Origin of the sequence: Nocardia aurea (assembly GCF_003123685.1) — a bacterium.
Classification (GTDB): Bacteria; Actinomycetota; Actinomycetes; order Mycobacteriales; family Mycobacteriaceae; genus Nocardia; species Nocardia aurea.
Genome location: NZ_QCYJ01000099.1, coordinates 100,908 through 117,147 on the forward strand (window position 1 = coordinate 100,908; position 16,240 = coordinate 117,147).

General features: G+C 68.0%; 15 protein-coding genes. 11 read left to right on the top strand and 4 right to left on the bottom strand.

The window, feature by feature from the left end; all coding sequences use genetic code 11:
* Positions 1-2 precede the first annotated feature (2 nt).
* From DAT37_RS19830 to DAT37_RS19870, 9 genes are all read left to right on the top strand, one after another.
* On the top strand, positions 3-1,235 hold the full coding sequence (locus DAT37_RS19830) for an ArsA family ATPase (RefSeq protein WP_269814792.1): 1,233 nt from the start codon (positions 3-5) through the stop codon (positions 1,233-1,235).
* Complete coding sequence (locus DAT37_RS19835) at positions 1,232-1,720, top strand: hypothetical protein (RefSeq protein WP_109526402.1); 489 nt, start codon at positions 1,232-1,234, stop codon at positions 1,718-1,720. The genes DAT37_RS19830 and DAT37_RS19835 overlap by 4 nt, the downstream gene beginning before the upstream one ends.
* Entirely contained in the window at positions 1,717-2,730 is a 1,014-nt protein-coding gene (locus tag DAT37_RS19840) for an ROK family glucokinase (RefSeq protein WP_109526294.1), read from the top strand. The genes DAT37_RS19835 and DAT37_RS19840 overlap by 4 nt, the downstream gene beginning before the upstream one ends.
* Positions 2,731-2,920: 190 nt before the next feature.
* Entirely contained in the window at positions 2,921-3,646 is a 726-nt protein-coding gene (locus DAT37_RS19845; RefSeq protein ID WP_109526295.1) for a lysophospholipid acyltransferase family protein, read from the top strand.
* A gap of 129 nt (positions 3,647-3,775) precedes the next feature.
* Positions 3,776-4,546, top strand: a complete 771-nt coding sequence (locus DAT37_RS19850) for a sporulation protein (RefSeq protein WP_109526296.1) — start codon at positions 3,776-3,778, stop codon at positions 4,544-4,546.
* 171 nt (positions 4,547-4,717) lie between these two features.
* On the top strand, positions 4,718-5,596 hold the full coding sequence (locus DAT37_RS19855; protein WP_109526297.1) for a hypothetical protein: 879 nt from the start codon (positions 4,718-4,720) through the stop codon (positions 5,594-5,596).
* A gap of 131 nt (positions 5,597-5,727) precedes the next feature.
* Complete coding sequence (locus DAT37_RS19860) at positions 5,728-7,119, top strand: ABC1 kinase family protein (RefSeq protein WP_109526298.1); 1,392 nt, start codon at positions 5,728-5,730, stop codon at positions 7,117-7,119.
* Between the two features lie 462 nt (positions 7,120-7,581).
* Positions 7,582-8,859: an FAD-binding oxidoreductase gene (locus DAT37_RS19865; protein WP_109526299.1), complete on the top strand. Its 1,278-nt coding sequence runs from the start codon at positions 7,582-7,584 to the stop codon at positions 8,857-8,859.
* Positions 8,860-8,999: 140 nt separating this feature from the next.
* Positions 9,000-9,854 carry an SDR family NAD(P)-dependent oxidoreductase gene (locus tag DAT37_RS19870; protein WP_109526300.1) on the top strand — a complete coding sequence of 285 codons (855 nt, stop codon included), beginning with the start codon at positions 9,000-9,002 and terminating at the stop codon, positions 9,852-9,854.
* Positions 9,855-9,928: 74 nt separating this feature from the next.
* On the opposite strand, the gene DAT37_RS19875 is transcribed toward DAT37_RS19870, so the two are convergent.
* Complete coding sequence (locus tag DAT37_RS19875; protein ID WP_109526301.1) at positions 9,929-10,345, bottom strand: cytochrome c oxidase subunit 4; 417 nt, start codon at positions 10,343-10,345, stop codon at positions 9,929-9,931.
* A 15-nt stretch (positions 10,346-10,360) separates the two neighbouring features.
* Positions 10,361-11,341, bottom strand: coding sequence for an aa3-type cytochrome oxidase subunit II (gene ctaC / locus DAT37_RS19880; protein WP_232839884.1), 981 nt, complete (start codon positions 11,339-11,341; stop codon positions 10,361-10,363).
* 595 nt (positions 11,342-11,936) lie between these two features.
* Between ctaC and asnB the strand changes: the two genes are divergently transcribed.
* Positions 11,937-13,880 carry an asparagine synthase (glutamine-hydrolyzing) gene (gene asnB, locus DAT37_RS19885; RefSeq protein WP_109526303.1) on the top strand — a complete coding sequence of 648 codons (1,944 nt, stop codon included), beginning with the start codon at positions 11,937-11,939 and terminating at the stop codon, positions 13,878-13,880.
* 61 nt (positions 13,881-13,941) lie between these two features.
* Here the strand turns inward: asnB and DAT37_RS19890 are convergent, their stop codons facing one another.
* Both DAT37_RS19890 and DAT37_RS19895 read right to left on the bottom strand, forming a co-directional pair.
* Positions 13,942-14,910 carry a carbohydrate kinase family protein gene (locus DAT37_RS19890; RefSeq protein ID WP_109526304.1) on the bottom strand — a complete coding sequence of 323 codons (969 nt, stop codon included), beginning with the start codon at positions 14,908-14,910 and terminating at the stop codon, positions 13,942-13,944.
* Positions 14,911-14,992: 82 nt separating this feature from the next.
* Positions 14,993-15,343, bottom strand: coding sequence for a HesB/IscA family protein (locus tag DAT37_RS19895; RefSeq protein WP_109526305.1), 351 nt, complete (start codon positions 15,341-15,343; stop codon positions 14,993-14,995).
* A 223-nt stretch (positions 15,344-15,566) separates the two neighbouring features.
* On the opposite strand from DAT37_RS19895, the gene DAT37_RS19900 reads away from it, so the two are divergent.
* The gene (locus DAT37_RS19900) at positions 15,567-16,238 is read left to right on the top strand and encodes a DUF3043 domain-containing protein (RefSeq protein WP_109526306.1); all 672 of its coding nucleotides are present in this window, start codon (positions 15,567-15,569) and stop codon (positions 16,236-16,238) included.
* Positions 16,239-16,240 lie beyond the last annotated feature (2 nt).

The window sequence follows — 16,240 nt, forward strand, 5'->3', positions numbered from 1 at the left end:
TCATCGGCAAGGGTGGGGTCGGCAAGACGACGCTGGCGTGCGCGACGGCCATCGCGCACGCCCGCGCGGGCCGCCGGGTGCTGCTCGCCTCACTGGACCAGTCGCATTCGCTCGGTGACGCTTTCGGTTTCCGCTTCCCGCACGACGCGGGAACGATCGCCGGAATCGTGAACGTCGCGCCCGATCTCGATGTGATCGAGTTGGATTCGCTCGCGCTGCTGGAGGATCGGTTCCGCGAAGTGGTCCATGTGCTCGGCGCGGACGCCGGACACGACCACGGCATCGATATCGCCGCACTCGATCCGGCCGAGTTGACCGGTCTGCCCGGCGTCCAGGAACTGCTGATGCTGGTGGAAGTGGCCCAGCTGGCGAGCGAGGACGACTGGGACGTGATCGTCCTCGACTGCCCGCCGTCGGCCGACATGCTGCGCGTGCTGAGCGCGCCGCCGACCCTGCTCGGCTATGTGGAGCGGGTCTGGCCGCCGCACGCGCGCACGATGAGCGGTATCGGCGCCGACCTGCGCCGCGCGGTGCTGGCGGCGACGGTGGAGCGGATCGTCACCGCGGTCACCGAGGTGAACGACCTGCTCGGCGATCACGACCGCACCGCGGCGCGCCTGGTCACCCTCGCCGAACAACTCGCCGTCGCCGAGACCGCACGGCTGCGGTCGGCGGCGGTCCTGCTCGGACTCCGGGTGACCGAGGTGATCGTCAACAAGGTGCTGCCGCCCGCACCGCCGCCGTCGGGTCCCTCGGAACATCCTGCGGCGCACTGGTATCTGAACCGCCGCGCCGAACAACTCGACGTCATCGCGCGAATGCGACAGGCCGTGCCGGGTATCCCGGTGCTGACGGCCCAGCACACCGGCTCGGAGCCGGTCGGCTACGGGTCGCTGTCCGCCCTGTCGTACGCGGTGGACGCGCATCCTATGCTTGGCGACAATCCAACGGAAGTACGGGAGGTTCACGCGAGTTCCGCTGTGCCGATGGTTCGATGTGAGTCGGGCACCGGCCTGCATTCGGTGTACTCGCTGCGGCTGCCCCTGCCCGTCGCCGATCCGGCGACGCTGCGACTGGGACGAGTGGAGGACGATTTGATCGTGGGAGCGGACGGGGTGCGGCGCCGGGTGCGCCTGGCTCCGGTGTTGCGACGGTGCATGGTCGACGGCGCCGAACTCGATGACGGATACCTGGTCGTGCGCTTCGTCCCGGATCCGGAAATGTGGCCGCGATGACGCGACCGCGCGATTCCCGCCCGGGGCCCGACGAGGAACCCGGTGACGGCTTCGGCGAATTCGCCGAGGAACTCAAACTACTGGCCGAAACCGTCTTGGAACGGGTCGAACCCGTCCTGCGGCACGCGGCGGACCAACCGGGCGAATGGTCGAGTTGCAGCTGGTGCCCGGTCTGCGCCGCGGCGGCGCTGATGCGCGGTGAACATCACGAGGTCGTGGCGGCGATCGCCGATCACGGCACGGCCATCGTGACGGTGCTGCGCGAAGCACTCGCGGGCGCGCCGGTCGAACCGGTGCCCGCCGATGCCGAGTCCGAAGGCGGCAGACACGAAGCTGCCGAGTCCGAAGGTGCTGCGCCACACCAGCATACGCGTCGGCAACGCGAGTCCGACGACGCGGCGGACCGGCCGCGACCGGGGCGGCCCGCGGCCGCGGGCCGGGCGCGATCGAAGTACGTCGGCATTCCCGTGACGATCAAGGCATGACCGATCGGACCTCACCCGCCACTCCGCTGACCGTCGGTATCGACGTCGGGGGCACCAATATCCGCGCCTCGGTCGTCGACGGCGACGGCGAGGTGCTCGACACCGTCCAGGCCCCGACCCCGCATTCGGCCCGAGCGCTGGAGAACGCGCTGGAACGGGCCGTGCACGAACTGCGCGAACGTCATCCGATCGGCGCGGTCGGGCTCGCGGTCGCGGGTTTCATCAACGCCGACCGCTCCACGGTGCGCTTCGCCCCGCATCTGCCGTGGCAGGACACTCCCGTGGCGCAGCGGCTCACCGGGCGATTGGATCTGCCCGTCATCCTCGAACACGACGCGAACGCCGCGGCCTGGGCCGAGTACCGCTTCGGGGCCGCGGCGGGCGGGCACAACGTGGTGCTGGTGGCGATCGGCACCGGGATCGGCGCGGCGCTGCTCATCGACGGCACGCTGTATCGCGGAAGCCACGGCGTCGCACCGGAACTGGGGCATCTCCAGGTGGTGCCGGACGGCCGGGCCTGCCCGTGCGGCAAACGCGGATGCTGGGAGCGGTATTGCAGCGGCACGGCGCTCGCCGACACCGCGATCGAATTGCTGGCGACCGATCCGGTGCGGTCCACCGTGCTCGCCCGCGAGGTTTTCCGCGATCCCGGTTCGCTGACCGGTCGCCGGGTGGCGGGCGCCGCGCAGGACGGCGATCCGATCGCGGTGCGTGCCGTGGCCGATTTCGCCCGGTGGCTCGGACTCGGACTCGCGTTCGTCAGCGATATCTTCGATCCGGATCTGGTGGTGATCGCGGGCGGAGTCAGCAGTTCGGCTCCGCTGTTCCTCGACGAGGCGCGCGAGGAGTACGCGCGCGCGGTCACCGGAGCCGGTCATCGGCCGCTCGCCCGCATCCGAACCACCCAGTTGGGCGAGGCGGCGGGGATGATCGGCGCGGCGGAACTGGCGCGCGCGGTCCTCGTCGACACCGCCCCGCAGCCGAATCACGTCGCCCCCACCCGCCGCTGACGAACTCACAAACCGGACATACGTTCGAATACAGGTACCTGTCAAGGGGACTGATGCCACGGGATTGCGGAATGGATCACGGCAATGTGGTGACATACCTCGCTGCGATTGGATGTGATCTCCGACCAGCGGTAAAGTCGGCAACTACGCAGGTTGCCCACTTCTATCCCGGTCCCGGGGGAAGGACGTCATGTTCTACTGGCTGCTGAAGTACGTGCTGCTGGGACCGTTGATGCATCTCTACAACCGGCCGACGGTCCAAGGCCTGGAAAATGTCCCCACCGACGGGCCCGCCATCATGGCGGGTAACCACCTCTCCTTCGCCGACTGGCTGTTCGCGCCACTGATGAGCCCCCGCCGGATCAATTACCTGGCCAAGGCCGAATACTTCAACACCCCGGGATTCAAGGGCCGCTTGCAGAAGTGGTTCTTCACCACCTCCGGTCAGTATCCGATCGACCGCACCGGCGCCAGCGCCGCCGAGGACGCGCTCAGCGCCGCGCGCAAACTGCTCGACGAAGGACGGCTCGTCGGTCTCTACCCGGAGGGCACCCGCTCCCCCGACGGCCGCCTCTACAAGGGCAAGACCGGCATGGCCCGGCTCGCGCTCGAGACCGGCGTTCCCGTCATCCCGGTCGCCGTCATCGGCACCGACGGCGTCTCGCCTCCCGGCCCCTTCCGCTGGCGTCGCCAGAAGGTGACCGTCAAATTCGGTACCCCGATCGACTTCTCCCGATACGAGGGCATGGGCGGCAACCGCTTCGTCGAACGCGCCGTCACCGACGAGGTGATGTACGAACTCATGCAGCTCGGCGGGCAGGAATACGTGGACGTGTACGCCCACAGCCTCAAGAAGGGCGTGCCCTCGGGTAGCAGCCCCGAGGCGACCCGCATCCCCGAATCGAAGGCGGGCTGAGCGAATCCGCCTGCCGAGAAGCCCCGAGCCACGCTCGGGGCTTCTCTCGTTCCCGGCCCCGATGAGGTTGCTCACACCCCCAAGCGAACGACAAGCCGCTCTTATGGTGCGACGGTAAGACTTCCGGACATGTTCAAGAAATTGTTGGCTGCCGCGGGGGTCGGCGGCGCGGAGGTCGAGACCGAACTGTTCACCCACGGTGTGCAGCCCGGTGGCATCGTCGAGGGCGTCATCCGGTTGCGCGGCGGCAATGTCGCGCAGGACATCTCGCGGATCGCCGTCGAATTCGTGACCCGGGTGGAGCAGGAGTACGAGGACCACGAGGGTCATCGTGACACCGGCTTCGGCTGGACGGCGGTGCACGGACCGCTGCACCTGCCGGTCGGCGCGCCGCTGGAATTCCGGTTCGGGGCCAGGGCGCCGATGGAAACTCCCATCACCTTCTACAACGGCCGCCAGTTGCCGGGCACCCAGGTCGCGCTGCGCACCGTCGTCGAGATCCAGGGCGCGGTCGACGCCGCCGACACCGACCCCATCGGCGTGGGAGCGCTGCCCGCGCAGCACGTGCTGCTGGAGGCGGTGGAACGCTTGGGATTTCCGCTGCGCAGCGCCGACGTGGAGGCGGGCCGGATCAGGAATTCCGCGCAGCAGTTGCCGTTCTACCAGGAGATCGAATTCGGCGGCTCGCACAATTATCCGCAGTTGAACCAGCTCGAGGTCACCTTCATCGCCGCCGAGCACGGCATGAGCGTCGTGCTGGAGGCGGATAAACGCGGCACCTGGTATTCCGAGGGCAGCGATGTCTTCGACGCGCTGTGGGTCGACTACGCCGCACTGGGGCACCGGGATTGGGCAGGCGAACTACATCACCGACTGGCCGGTATGATCTCGCGACGCTGATCGCTCCGGGGAGGGTCCGGGCTCCGCGCCCACGCCCGATCCTGGCCAACCCCGGACACGATCCGCGTCCGCGGTGCACAATCACTGTGTACGACTTCCCGGGGTCATTCGCGGAGCGTCGGCGCGGCAGCGCGAAACCCGATGTTCCGCAATACGAGCGAGGGGGCCGTTGTGTCCGAGTCATCGCCCGATCTGCTCATGTCGCTGACCGTCGCGGCCGCGCACCAGCTGGGATATTCCTGCCGGACCGCGGCCGCCGCCGACGACGTGATCCTTTCCGGACCCGGCGGCAACGTGCTGGTCGGTCTGACGAATCTGCGGCGGATGGCCGACGACGAACCCCGCGAACAGTGGCCCGCCCTGGTCGCGGATTATCTGAGTACCAGCCTGATCCAGGTCGCCGCCGACCACGATCCGCTCGACACCAGCGATTTCGCGATGATGCGTCATCTCATCCGTACCCGGCTCTACTCCGCGGAGGCGACCGCGCCCGAGGTCGTGCACCGGCCGGTGGCGCCGGGTCTGGTGCAGCGGGTGCTCATCGACCAGGTGCACACCATGGCTCCGGTCACCTACCCGATGCTCGCGAACTGGCCCATCGACGCGGCGGGACTGTTCGAACTGGCCGAATACAACACCCGCGCCGACGGTCCGCTCGACGTGGTCACCCACGATTTCGACAGCCCGCGCCAAGCCCGCATCGAACTCACGATGCTGTGCGGCATCTCGGACTACATCACCGCGCACGCCCGCTGGCTCGGCGACGACTATCCGGTCGCGGGAACGGCGGGAACGGTTTTCGTCATCCCCTCCCAACGCCACATCTACGCCTACCCGGTGACCGACGTCCAGGTGATCCGGGCGACCACGCTGCTGGCCCAACTCGCCGTCCTCGAATACACCAAGCGGCCGTGGCCGGTCAGCCAGGACGTGTACTGGTGGCATCACGGCGCCATCGACCTCGCGGCCTCCATCCGCCACGAAGCCGATCAGCTCTGTATCTATCCCGAGGAGCGCTTCCTCGCGACGCTGGACCGGTTGTCCTCGTGAGCGGACCCGAATCCGCCGCGTCGGCAGCGTTGTTCGGGCACGATAGCGTCGGGGGTACAGCCGAGTTGTCGTGCGGCCGAGTTGTTCCTGCGTCCGAGGCGTTCGGTACGCGCGTGTGAGATGAGGTGTGCATGGTCCGCCGCGATCCCGGTGGTCGACTCTTCCCGCTGTCCCGCCGGACGCCGGCCGGGAAGTCCGACGTTCCGCCGACCGGCGCGGCCGTGCGCAGCGCGAAACTGGCCGCGCTGCCGGTCGCCTACGCGGGCAGGCGGGTCGCGGGCGCGGGCCGCCGGGCGATCGGCCGATCGGCGGCCGAGGTCGACCGGGATATCCGCGAGCGCACCGCGCAGCACGTCTTCGCGGTACTCGGCGAGATGAAGGGCTGTGTCGCCAAACTCGGCCAGATGCTCGCGATCTACGAATTCGCCCTGCCCGCCGATGTGGCCGGGCCCTACCGGGAAGCGCTCGCGCGACTTCAGGATTCGGCCCCGTCGATGCTGCCCGCCACCGTGCACGCCGTACTCGCCGACCAGATGGGGCCGCGCTGGCGAAGCATGTTCCTCGATTTCGACGACCGGCGTCCCGCCTCCGCCTCGGTCGGTCAGGTGCACCGCGCGATCTGGCATGACGGCAGGGCCGTCGCGGTCAAGGTGATGTATCCGGGTGCGCGCCAGGCCATCGGCAACGACCTGACGGCATTGCGGCGGATGGCGCCGATGTTCAACGCGCTACTGCCCGGCGCGGACTCGCGCTCGGTCATCGAGCGATTGTGCGCCTACATCAGCGAAGAACTCGACTACGAACTCGAGGCGGCGCACCAGAGCAGATTCGCCGAAGCCTATGCCGACGACCCCGATTTCGTGGTGCCGCGCGTCATCGCGCAATACCCCGATGTCCTGGTCACCGAATGGCTCGACGGCACGTCGCTGTCGCGGCTCATCGCGCGCGGCACGCCCTTCGAACGCGACCGCGTCGGCCTGCTCATCCTGCGATTCCTGTTCTCCGGACCCACCCGCGCCGGACTGCTCTACGGCGATCCGCACCCCGGGAATTTCCGTGTCATGCCCGACGGACGGCTCGGCGTGGTCGATTTCGGCGCCTGCGCGCCCTGGCCGCCCGGATACCTGGACATGGTCAAGGATTTCGCCCCGGCCATGCTGCGGTGCGCCCCGGACGAACTGGAGGCGGCCATCCGCCGCAACGGCTACGTCGCGCCGGGACGGCCGCTCGACATGGATACCGTCATCGCCAGGATCGCCCCGCTGCGCGACGCCGTCCTCGCGCCGACACTCGAACTGGATTCGCGGTGGATGCGCAGACAGATGGCGGCGGTCACCGATCTCAGCGTCACCAATGTGCTGCGACAGCTGACCATGCCGTCCGAGCACACCACGGTCGCGCGCACCGCCGTCGCCGGACTCGGCGTACTCGGACAGTTGCGGGCCGCGATCCCGCTGCGCCGCGAGTACGAGCGATGGTTCCCCGAGGTCGTGGCGACCCTGGCGGACGTCCGTCCCGGCTGAGCGGTCCTCCCGAGAGTCTCGTCCATCCGAGCCTCGTTCGACCTCGCGCCACCCACCGAGCGAGGTCCGGATCGGACCGAGTTCGACGTTATCGGCCACCAACCGGCAACCCATCACGGACCGCGTGTACCGACCGTCCGGTAGCACCGGTCTCGGATCATCGGACAGCGTGCGCCGGTATCGCCGAAAGGTAACCGACCGCCGTTCGGCCGACTGTTCGGTCTGCTCGATCGTTCGTCCGCCGAGTCCGCCGACACCGACGGCGAGGCCGTCGGTCCGAGACCGTCGGCAGAAGGTGCGGCGCCCGCCGACCGTCCGATTCCGGACCGGTTCGCGGAAACCGGCCACAGCCGCCGGAAGGGTCCGCATCACCGCAGGTCGGAGCGGGTGTGCGCGGAGTCTCGCAAGCCCCCCTTGATTCGGGTGCACATCGAGGGCCCGGCTGTGGTTAGCTTTCGTGCCATGAGCACGCCGCACTCTGTCTCCGCCGAAGAATTTCTACCTCGTGACACCGCGGATGTCGTTCGCACCGTGCGGGATTCACGGGGGCGCGTGGCTCGACTGACGGTGAGCGGCGGCGAGCTGCTCGACGACGGCCTCGCGCTGCCCGATCACCGGGCCGTGGTGTCGTTGCGCCGGATGAATTCGGTGCTCGACATCAACCTGGGCAAACGGACCGTCCGGGTACAGGCGGGCGCCAAACTCTCCGATATCGATCGACGCCTCGGCGCGCACGGCCTCGGCCTGCCGATCGTCGGCGACCACCGCGACATCACCGCGGGCGGCTTCGCCTCGGTCGGCGGCGTCAGCAGCGCCTCGCACCGGTTCGGCCTGTTCGCCGACCAGATCCTCGATCTGGAATACGTCGACCCCGACGGGCGGATCGGCACCTGCGGGCGCAACCACCACACCGAGCGGTTCCACCGAATCCTCGGCGCGGGCGGACGGGCGGGCATCATCACCGCGCTGACCCTCGACGCCATCGATATCGACAAGGACCACACCTGGCTCACCACCGACGCGAATCGGTTCCTGGATTTCGATTCCTTCGTCGAACACGCGCACGCCGAGATCCTGCGGCCCGCCAACGCGGCATTGCAGGTGGGCCGCTGGGTCGACACCGCGCCGCTGAAGGTGTCCCGGCCGGTCGGCACCGGACAGGTGCAGCTGGGCACCGTCCGGTTCGGCCAGTGGTCGAGCCTCTACCCCACCACCCCGACGCGCTCGCTGCGCGCCAGGCGCGAGGTCGGGACGAGGACCAGGAAATCGCTGGGCGCGATCGCCTCGGCCGCGAGCGGCCGTGCCGGTATGCCGGTACGCAACGCGGCGGCGGGCGCGCTGATGTTCGCGCCCAAGGTGCTGACGCTGCGCGACGCCGAATACCTGGCCGACACGGTGATCAGCTCCTCCGAACGCGGTCCCGCCTACCGCGTCGGCATCTTCGCGCCCCTGTCGAGCTACAGCTCGGTCTTCTACCGCCTGCACGATCTGTTCTCGGGGCACCGCGAGCGCACCGGCTGCTTCACGGTCATCTCCGCGATGACCTACGGCGTGCGCTCCGCGTATCTGCGGGCCGAGGCCGAGGGGCGCAACCTGCCCACCGAGGACCACGGTCTGATCACCTTCACCTGTCGGCTCCGGCCCTCGGCACTGCCGTCGGAACTGTTGCGCGACATCGTTTCCGCGATCGATGACATCTGCGTCTCCGAACACGCCCTGCGGTACGACTCGGCCGATTAGACTGTGCCGCACCGTGAAGTCGCTGGGCGGTAGCTCCCCTCCGGGTTCTGCCGCCGGTCGGCGAGTCGTGGCTTCGACACCGTCGGCGGGGTGCCGAAGCGTGTGATCAGCGTTCATCGACTGTGAAGGTTGCTGTTCCGATGCTCGAATTCCGCACCGCGCCCGTCCGATTCACCGATCGCCTCCGCCCCGGCGGTCTGCGCCCCGATCGTGCTCCGCGTTGCCCCGCCGATTCCCTCGGCGGCCTCTGCGTCCTGGTCACCGACGCCTGTTCCGATGTCGGCCGCGCCACCGCGACCAGGCTCGCCATGCGAGGGGCCCGATTGGTGCTCGTGGCGCGGCGCTCCGATCAACTGGTCGGCGTCTGCGAGGAGATCACCGCGACCGGCGGGCTCGCGCGCTGGCACCGGTGCGACCTGTCCGCGCTCGGCGATATCGACCAGCTCGTCGACTGGGTGCGCGGCGAATTCGGCGCCGTCGACGTCCTGGTCAACAACGCGACCCGCCCGCAGCGCCGCCCCGTCACGCAATCGCTGGATCGCTTCCGCGACTATCAGCGCACCATGGCCGCCAACTACTTCGGCCCGCTGCGCCTGACCCTTGGCCTGCTGCCCGCGATGCTGCAATCGGGATCGGGTCACGTCATCAATGTCGGGCCGTTGCACCCGAATGCCGCCGCCACCCCGTATTTCGCGTCCTACGCCAGCTCCGTGGCGGCATGGACCACCTTCGGTCAGTGCGCCGACGCCGAGCTGGCGCCACACGGTATCCAGGTGAGCGCGGTGCGCTACCCGGTGACGGGCACCGACACCGACGAGGCCGCCGCCGATTTCGCGGTCACCGCCGCCGAGTCGGCCCGCACCATCGAGAACACCATCCGCGAGCGCTACGACACCCCGCGGAGCCGCCGGCCCGCGCTGACCCGCGCGCTGCGCGGCCTCGCGGACGCGGCCCCGCGTTCCACCCAGCGTCTCATCGACGCCTTCGGCAGGTGAACCTCCGATAGGTCGGCGCACAACGAGAAGCGCCCCGCCGGTGGCGGGGCGCTTCGCTGTCTCACGCTACGAGCTCAGTGCTTCTCCGGGCCGAGGTAGTACTCGAAGACCAGTCCGCCCGCCGCGGCCAGCACGCAGACCACGCCGATGCCGATCAGCCAGAACTGGAAGAACGCCAGGCCCAGCGCGGTGATCGAGCCCGCGCCCGCGAGCAGGATCGGCCAGGGGCTACCCGGCGAGAAGAAGCCGAGGTCACCGGCGCCGTCCACGATCTCGGCGTCCTCGTAATCCTCCGGACGCAGGTCGAGACGACGGGCGACGAACCGGAAGTAGGTGCCGATGATCAGCGACAGACCCGCGGTCAGCACGATCGCGGTGGTGCCCGCCCACTCGACGCCGGTGCGCGACCTGCCGGTGAAGAATCCGTAGATGATGCCGGTGATCACGAAGAACACCGTGAGCAGCTCGAAAATCCGCGCTTCGATCTTCATATCGGAATCAGTCCCTTACTTGGCTTCGGCCGCGGTCTTGGTCGTGCGATCGGTGTTGAACGGACGGGTCGAGGTGGCGACCGGGGACTCACCGATGGACTCGAGCGCCTGGGCGTTGGTCTTGCCCGCCTTGCGCGCGTCGAGGTACTTGGTGAAGTTCTCCGGCGACACCGCGCGGACCTCGAAGTTCATCATCGAGTGGTAGGTACCGCACATCTCCGCGCAGCGGCCGACGAACGCGCCTTCCTTCTCGATCTCGGTGATCTGGAAGACGTTGTCGGAATGGTTTTCCTTCGGGTTCGGCATCACGTCGCGCTTGAACAGGAACTCCGGCACCCAGAAGGCGTGGATGACGTCCGCGGCGGCGAGCTGGAACTCGATGACCTTGCCCGTCGGCAGCACCAGGACCGGGATCTCGCTCGACGAGCCGACGGTCTCGATCTTGTCGTAGTGCAGGTACGAGAGGATGTCGTTGGCGGGCTTGCCGTGCAGCGGACCCGGCTGCGGGTGTCCGTCCTTGGTGAGGTGCTCGTATTCCTCGAGCTGCTCCTTGGCGGCATCCTCGCGGACGGTGTCGATACCGTCGAACTTGTAGCCGTCCTTGAAGTCGATATCGCGGTAGCCGAACTTCCAGTTCCACTGGAAGGCGGTCACGTCGATGGTGACGTCCGGATCCGGGACCTTCTCGTGCACGTAGTTCTGCACGACGACGGTGAAGTAGAACAGCACCGCGATGATGACGAACGGAATCGCCGTGTAGGTCAGCTCCAGCGGCACGTTGTAGCCGGTCTGGCGCGGGAACTCCGGCGAGTCCTTCTTCTTGCGGTGGAAGATGATGGTCCAGAAGGTCAGACCCCAGACCAGGACGCCCATCACCAGGGCGGCCAGGACGGACCAGGTCCACAGCTCCCGCATCCGGGTGCCCTGCGGCGTGATGCCGGAGGGCCAGCCGAACCGCAGCCAGACATTGTCGATCGAGCAGCCCGAGACGAGCATCGCGGTGATCCCGAGGGATACCGCCAGCCCGGCCCGCCGGAGGACTCGGCCCCTGGCGGGTCGTGCCCCGATCTCTTCGCTCGCCTTGTGCGCCACGCTCACGCCTTCCTGGTCGCCACACATTCCGACATATGCGCCGCCGAGGGTGCGATCTCCCCGGCGACACGTTCCAAGCACGTTTCAGGCCGTCCGCCACCGGCACGACGTGGTGCACACGCCAGCTGAGAATGACCTGAGTACTACGCAGCGTAGACCAAACCGGCGCGCAGTTCGTCGTCGGGTCGTCTTCGACACTCCGCCCGCGGGAGCCGGGTACGCGACCGCCTTCCGCGGGTATGACAAAAGCCCTGGATACCGGTAGAACCGGTCGCCTCGGCACCGGAGAACGGGCGAAGGGCGGCACTGCCGTGACGCGCGGATGCGGTGCGTGCGGCATACTCGGACACGAGTTTTCGGCCGCTGCGCTCCGCTCGATCGCGGCCCGGTCAGACCGGGCGCGCACGCTCACGGCGGAGACCGCGCACCGTCCCCCGCAAGATACTTCGGACGCCCCGGACGGGGGCGTCCCGACCGGAGAAACGAGGTTGCCGACACCGTGTGCGGACTGCTCGGATTCCTGACAGCTGATGCGGCGACATCCGATGTGGTCGACCAGGTCTACGACGCCCTGCATTGCATGCGCCACCGCGGCCCCGACGAGCGCGGCACCTGGCACGACGACCACATGATCTTCGGCTTCAACCGGCTCTCGATCATCGATATCGAACATTCGCACCAGCCGCTGCGCTGGGGTCCGGCCGACAACCCGCAGCGGTACGCGCTGACCTTCAACGGGGAGATCTACAACTACCTCGAACTGCGCGAAGAACTCGCCGCCGACCACGGGGCGGAATTCCCCGACGGCACGATGTTCGCCACCGAGGGCGATTCCGAGGCCATCGTGGCCGCGTACCACTACTGGGGCGCGGACGCGGTGAAACGCCTGCGCGGCATGTTCGCCTTCGCGATCTGGGATACCGAGACCGAGGAACTGTTCCTGGCTCGCGACCCGTTCGGCATCAAACCGTTGTTCCTGGCGACGGGCCCCGGCGGCACCGCCTTCGCCAGCGAGAAGAAGAGCCTGCTCGACCTGCTGCCCGCACTCGGCCTGTCCGACGCCCTCGATCCGCGGGCGCTGGAGCACTACACCGTGCTGCAATACGTGCCGGAGCCGGAAACGCTGCACGCGGGGATCAGGCGTCTGGAATCGGGCACCTACGCGACCGTGCGCGAGGGCGGCGAGCCGAAGTCGACCCGATACTTCCGGCCGGATTTCCGGGTGCGCTCCTTCGCGGCCGGGTCGGAGGCCGCGCGCTACCGCGAGATCGCCGCGGCGTTGGAGGACTCGGTCGCCAAACACATGCGCGCCGATGTCACCGTCGGATCGTTCCTGTCCGGCGGCATCGACTCGACCGCCATCGCGGCGCTGGCCATGCGGCACAACCCGAAACTCATCACCTTCACCACGGGTTTCGAGCGCGAGGGCTATTCGGAGGTCGACGTGGCCGCCGAGAGCGCCGAGGCGATCGGCGCCCGCCACATCGTCAAGGTCGTCTCCCCCGCCGAATTCGCCGCCGCGATTCCCGAAATCGTCTGGTACCTCGATGATCCGGTGGCCGATCCGGCGCTGGTCCCGTTGTATTTCGTAGCCAAGGAAGCCCGCAAGCACGTCAAGGTCGTGCTCTCGGGCGAGGGCGCCGACGAACTGTTCGGCGGATACACGATCTACCGGGAACCGCTGTCGCTCAAGCCCTTCGAATATCTGCCGAAGGGGCTGCGACGGCTGGCGGGCCGGTTGTCGGAGCGGATTCCGGACGGCACCCGCGGCAAGAGCCTGCTGCACCGCGGCTCCCTCGGCCTGGAGGAGCGCTACTACGGCAACGCGCGCAGTTTCAGCGATGCCCAATTGCGTTCGGTGCTGCGCGAATTCCGTCCCGAATGGACCCATCAGGACGTGACCGCCCCGCTGTACGCGCAATCGGCAGCTTGGGATCCGGTGGCGCGGATGCAGCATCTGGACCTGTTCACCTGGCTGCGTGGCGACATCCTGGTCAAGGCCGACAAGATGACGATGGCCAATTCGCTGGAACTGCGGGTGCCGTTCCTGGATTCGGAAGTGCTGAAGGTCGCCGAGGGTCTGCCCTACGACCAGAAGATCACCAAGGAGACGACCAAGTACGCGCTGCGCCAGGCACTGGAGGGCATCGTCCCGTCGCATGTGCTGCATCGGGCCAAACTGGGATTCCCCGTGCCGCTGCGGCACTGGCTGCGCGGCACCGAACTGTTCGACTGGGCCCAGGCCCAGATCGCCGATTCGCAGACCGATCACCTGCTCGACAAGGCCGCGATCAAGACCATGCTCGACGATCACCGCGCCGGACGCTCCGATCACAGCCGCAGGCTGTGGACGCTGCTGGTGTTCATGGTGTGGCACGGCATCTTCGTCGAGGACCGGATCAAGCCGGAGATCCAGGAGCCCGCCTACCCGGTGTCCTTGTAAACCCCCGAATACACCGAATGCCCCCGGACGCGAGTCCGGGGGCATTCGTCTTCGCTCGGTGTCAGAGCAGCGGCTTGATCTCCGCGGCCGCGTCCGCGCCGTAGGCGTCGGTCAGTCGCTCCAGCGCGTCGTCCTTGTTCAGCGACCATTCCTGGGTGCCCATCGTCTCCAGCACCAGCACCGCGATCAGGGATCCGAGCTGCGCAGAACGCTCCAGGCTCAGACCGGCGGTGTGGCCGGTGAGGAATCCGGCGCGGAACGCGTCGCCGACACCGGTCGGCTCGACCTTCTCGCGCTCGGGGACGACACCGACGCGCACCTCGGTGCCGTCGCGATCGACGATGTGCACGCCTTCGGCGCCGAGCGTGGTGACCCGGATACCGACCTTGGCGGCCACCTCGGCCTCGCTCAGACCGGTCTTCTGCAACAGCAGCGCCCACTCGTACTTGTTCGTGAACAGGTAGGTGGCGCCCTCGATCAGCCGTACCGCCTGGTCGCCGTCGAGGCGGGCGAGCTGCTGGGACGGATCGGCGACGAAGGGGATGCCGACCTCGCGGCATTCCTCGGTGTGGCGCAGCATCGCCTCGGGATCGTTCGCGCCGACCAGCACCAGGTCGAGGGTGTTCGATTCGGCGAGTTCGATGATCGAGATGTCGCGGGCCTCGCTCATCGCGCCCGGATAGAACGACGCGATCTGGGCCATGTCGTCATCGGTGGTGCACACGAACCGAGCGGTGTGGGCGCGGTCGGAGGTGAGCACGGTCGAGCAGTCGACACCGTGCTTCTCCAGCCAGGCGCGGTATTCGCCGAAATCGGCGCCGACCGCCCCGACGAGCAACGGCGCGCGGTTGAGGATGCCCATGGCGTAGGCGATGTTTCCCGCCACGCCACCGCGGCGGATCTGGAGATCATCGACCAGGAAGCTCAGCGACACATGGTCGAGCTGATCGGCCAGGAGTACGTCGGCGAACCGTCCGGGGAAACGCATGAGATGGTCGGTCGCGATGGACGCGGACACGGCGATTGACACGAGGCTGAGCCCTTCAACGGTAGGCAACAGAAAGTGAGGACGGGGACGAGAAAGTCCCTGCCCTCACCGTATCAACCAGAGCTCAGTTGAAGGAGTCTCCGCACGCGCACGAACCCGTGGCGTTGGGGTTGTCGATCGTGAAGCCCTGCTTCTCGATGGTGTCGACGAAGTCGATCGACGCGCCCTGGATGTAGGGGGCGCTCATCCGATCGACGGCCAGCTTGACGCCGGAGAAATCGACGACCAGGTCGCCGTCGAGCGAGCGGTCGTCGAAGAAGAGCTGGTAGCGCAGGCCCGCGCAACCGCCGGGCTGTACCGCGATACGCAGCGCCAGATCGTCGCGGCCTTCCTGATCCAGGAGCGCCTTCGCCTTGAGGGCGGCGGCTTCGGTCAGAGTCGCGCCGTGGGTGGTCGTCTCGTTCTGCACAGTCATGAACTCTCCTAAGGACAGCTGTCGTCAACCCGTGAACAGCGCACGGCTTGGTGGTCCAACGCCACTCAGCGGGCTGCTATTCCCTATCTTGCCACCACCGCACCCCGGCGTGAGCACAACCTCCATTGTGCCCGGCCTCCCGCACCCCCGCCGGAGACATGCCCCACACCCCCTCGGCGGACCGCGTTTCCCGCCGCGTCGAGCATCGAATAGCCTGGTCGGTGTGAAATTGTTCCGTCGCGGCGAGTCCAGCAGCACCGACGCGACCGCCGACACCACGGCGGACGCGAACGGTAGCGAGACCGCCGGTACCACTCGAAGTTCCACCACCGCAACCCTCGGGAAGGGCCGCCCCACGCCGAAACGTCGTGACGCGCAAGGTAAGCGACGCGGCCCCGTCGCGCCCGCGCCCCTCACCTCCAAGGAGGCGAGGGCACGCCGCAAGGCGACCCGCGGCACCAGGGAAGACCGCAAATCGGCCTCGGCCGAGCGACGCCTGGCGGCCCAGGATCGCCGTAACCGGATGCTCGCGGGCGAGGACAAGTTCCTGCTGCCGCGCGACAAGGGTCCGGTTCGGGCCCACGTACGCGACGTGGTCGACGGTCGCCGCAATCTCGTCGGGCTGTTCATGCCGATGGCCGTCGTGCTGCTGCTGTCGATGTTCGCCGCGCCGCGCCTGCAGTCGATCCTGACCCTCGGGATGCTCGTCATGATGCTGTTCATGATGATCGAGGGCTTCGTGCTCGGCCGGATCGTCAACAACCGGGTTCGCGAGCGCTTCCCCGACACCGCCGACACCGGGTTCAAACTCGGCTGGTACGCCTTCGTCCGCGCCTCCCAGATCCGCAAGATGCGCGCGCCCAAACCTCGCGTGAGCCCCGGCGACGCCGTCTGACC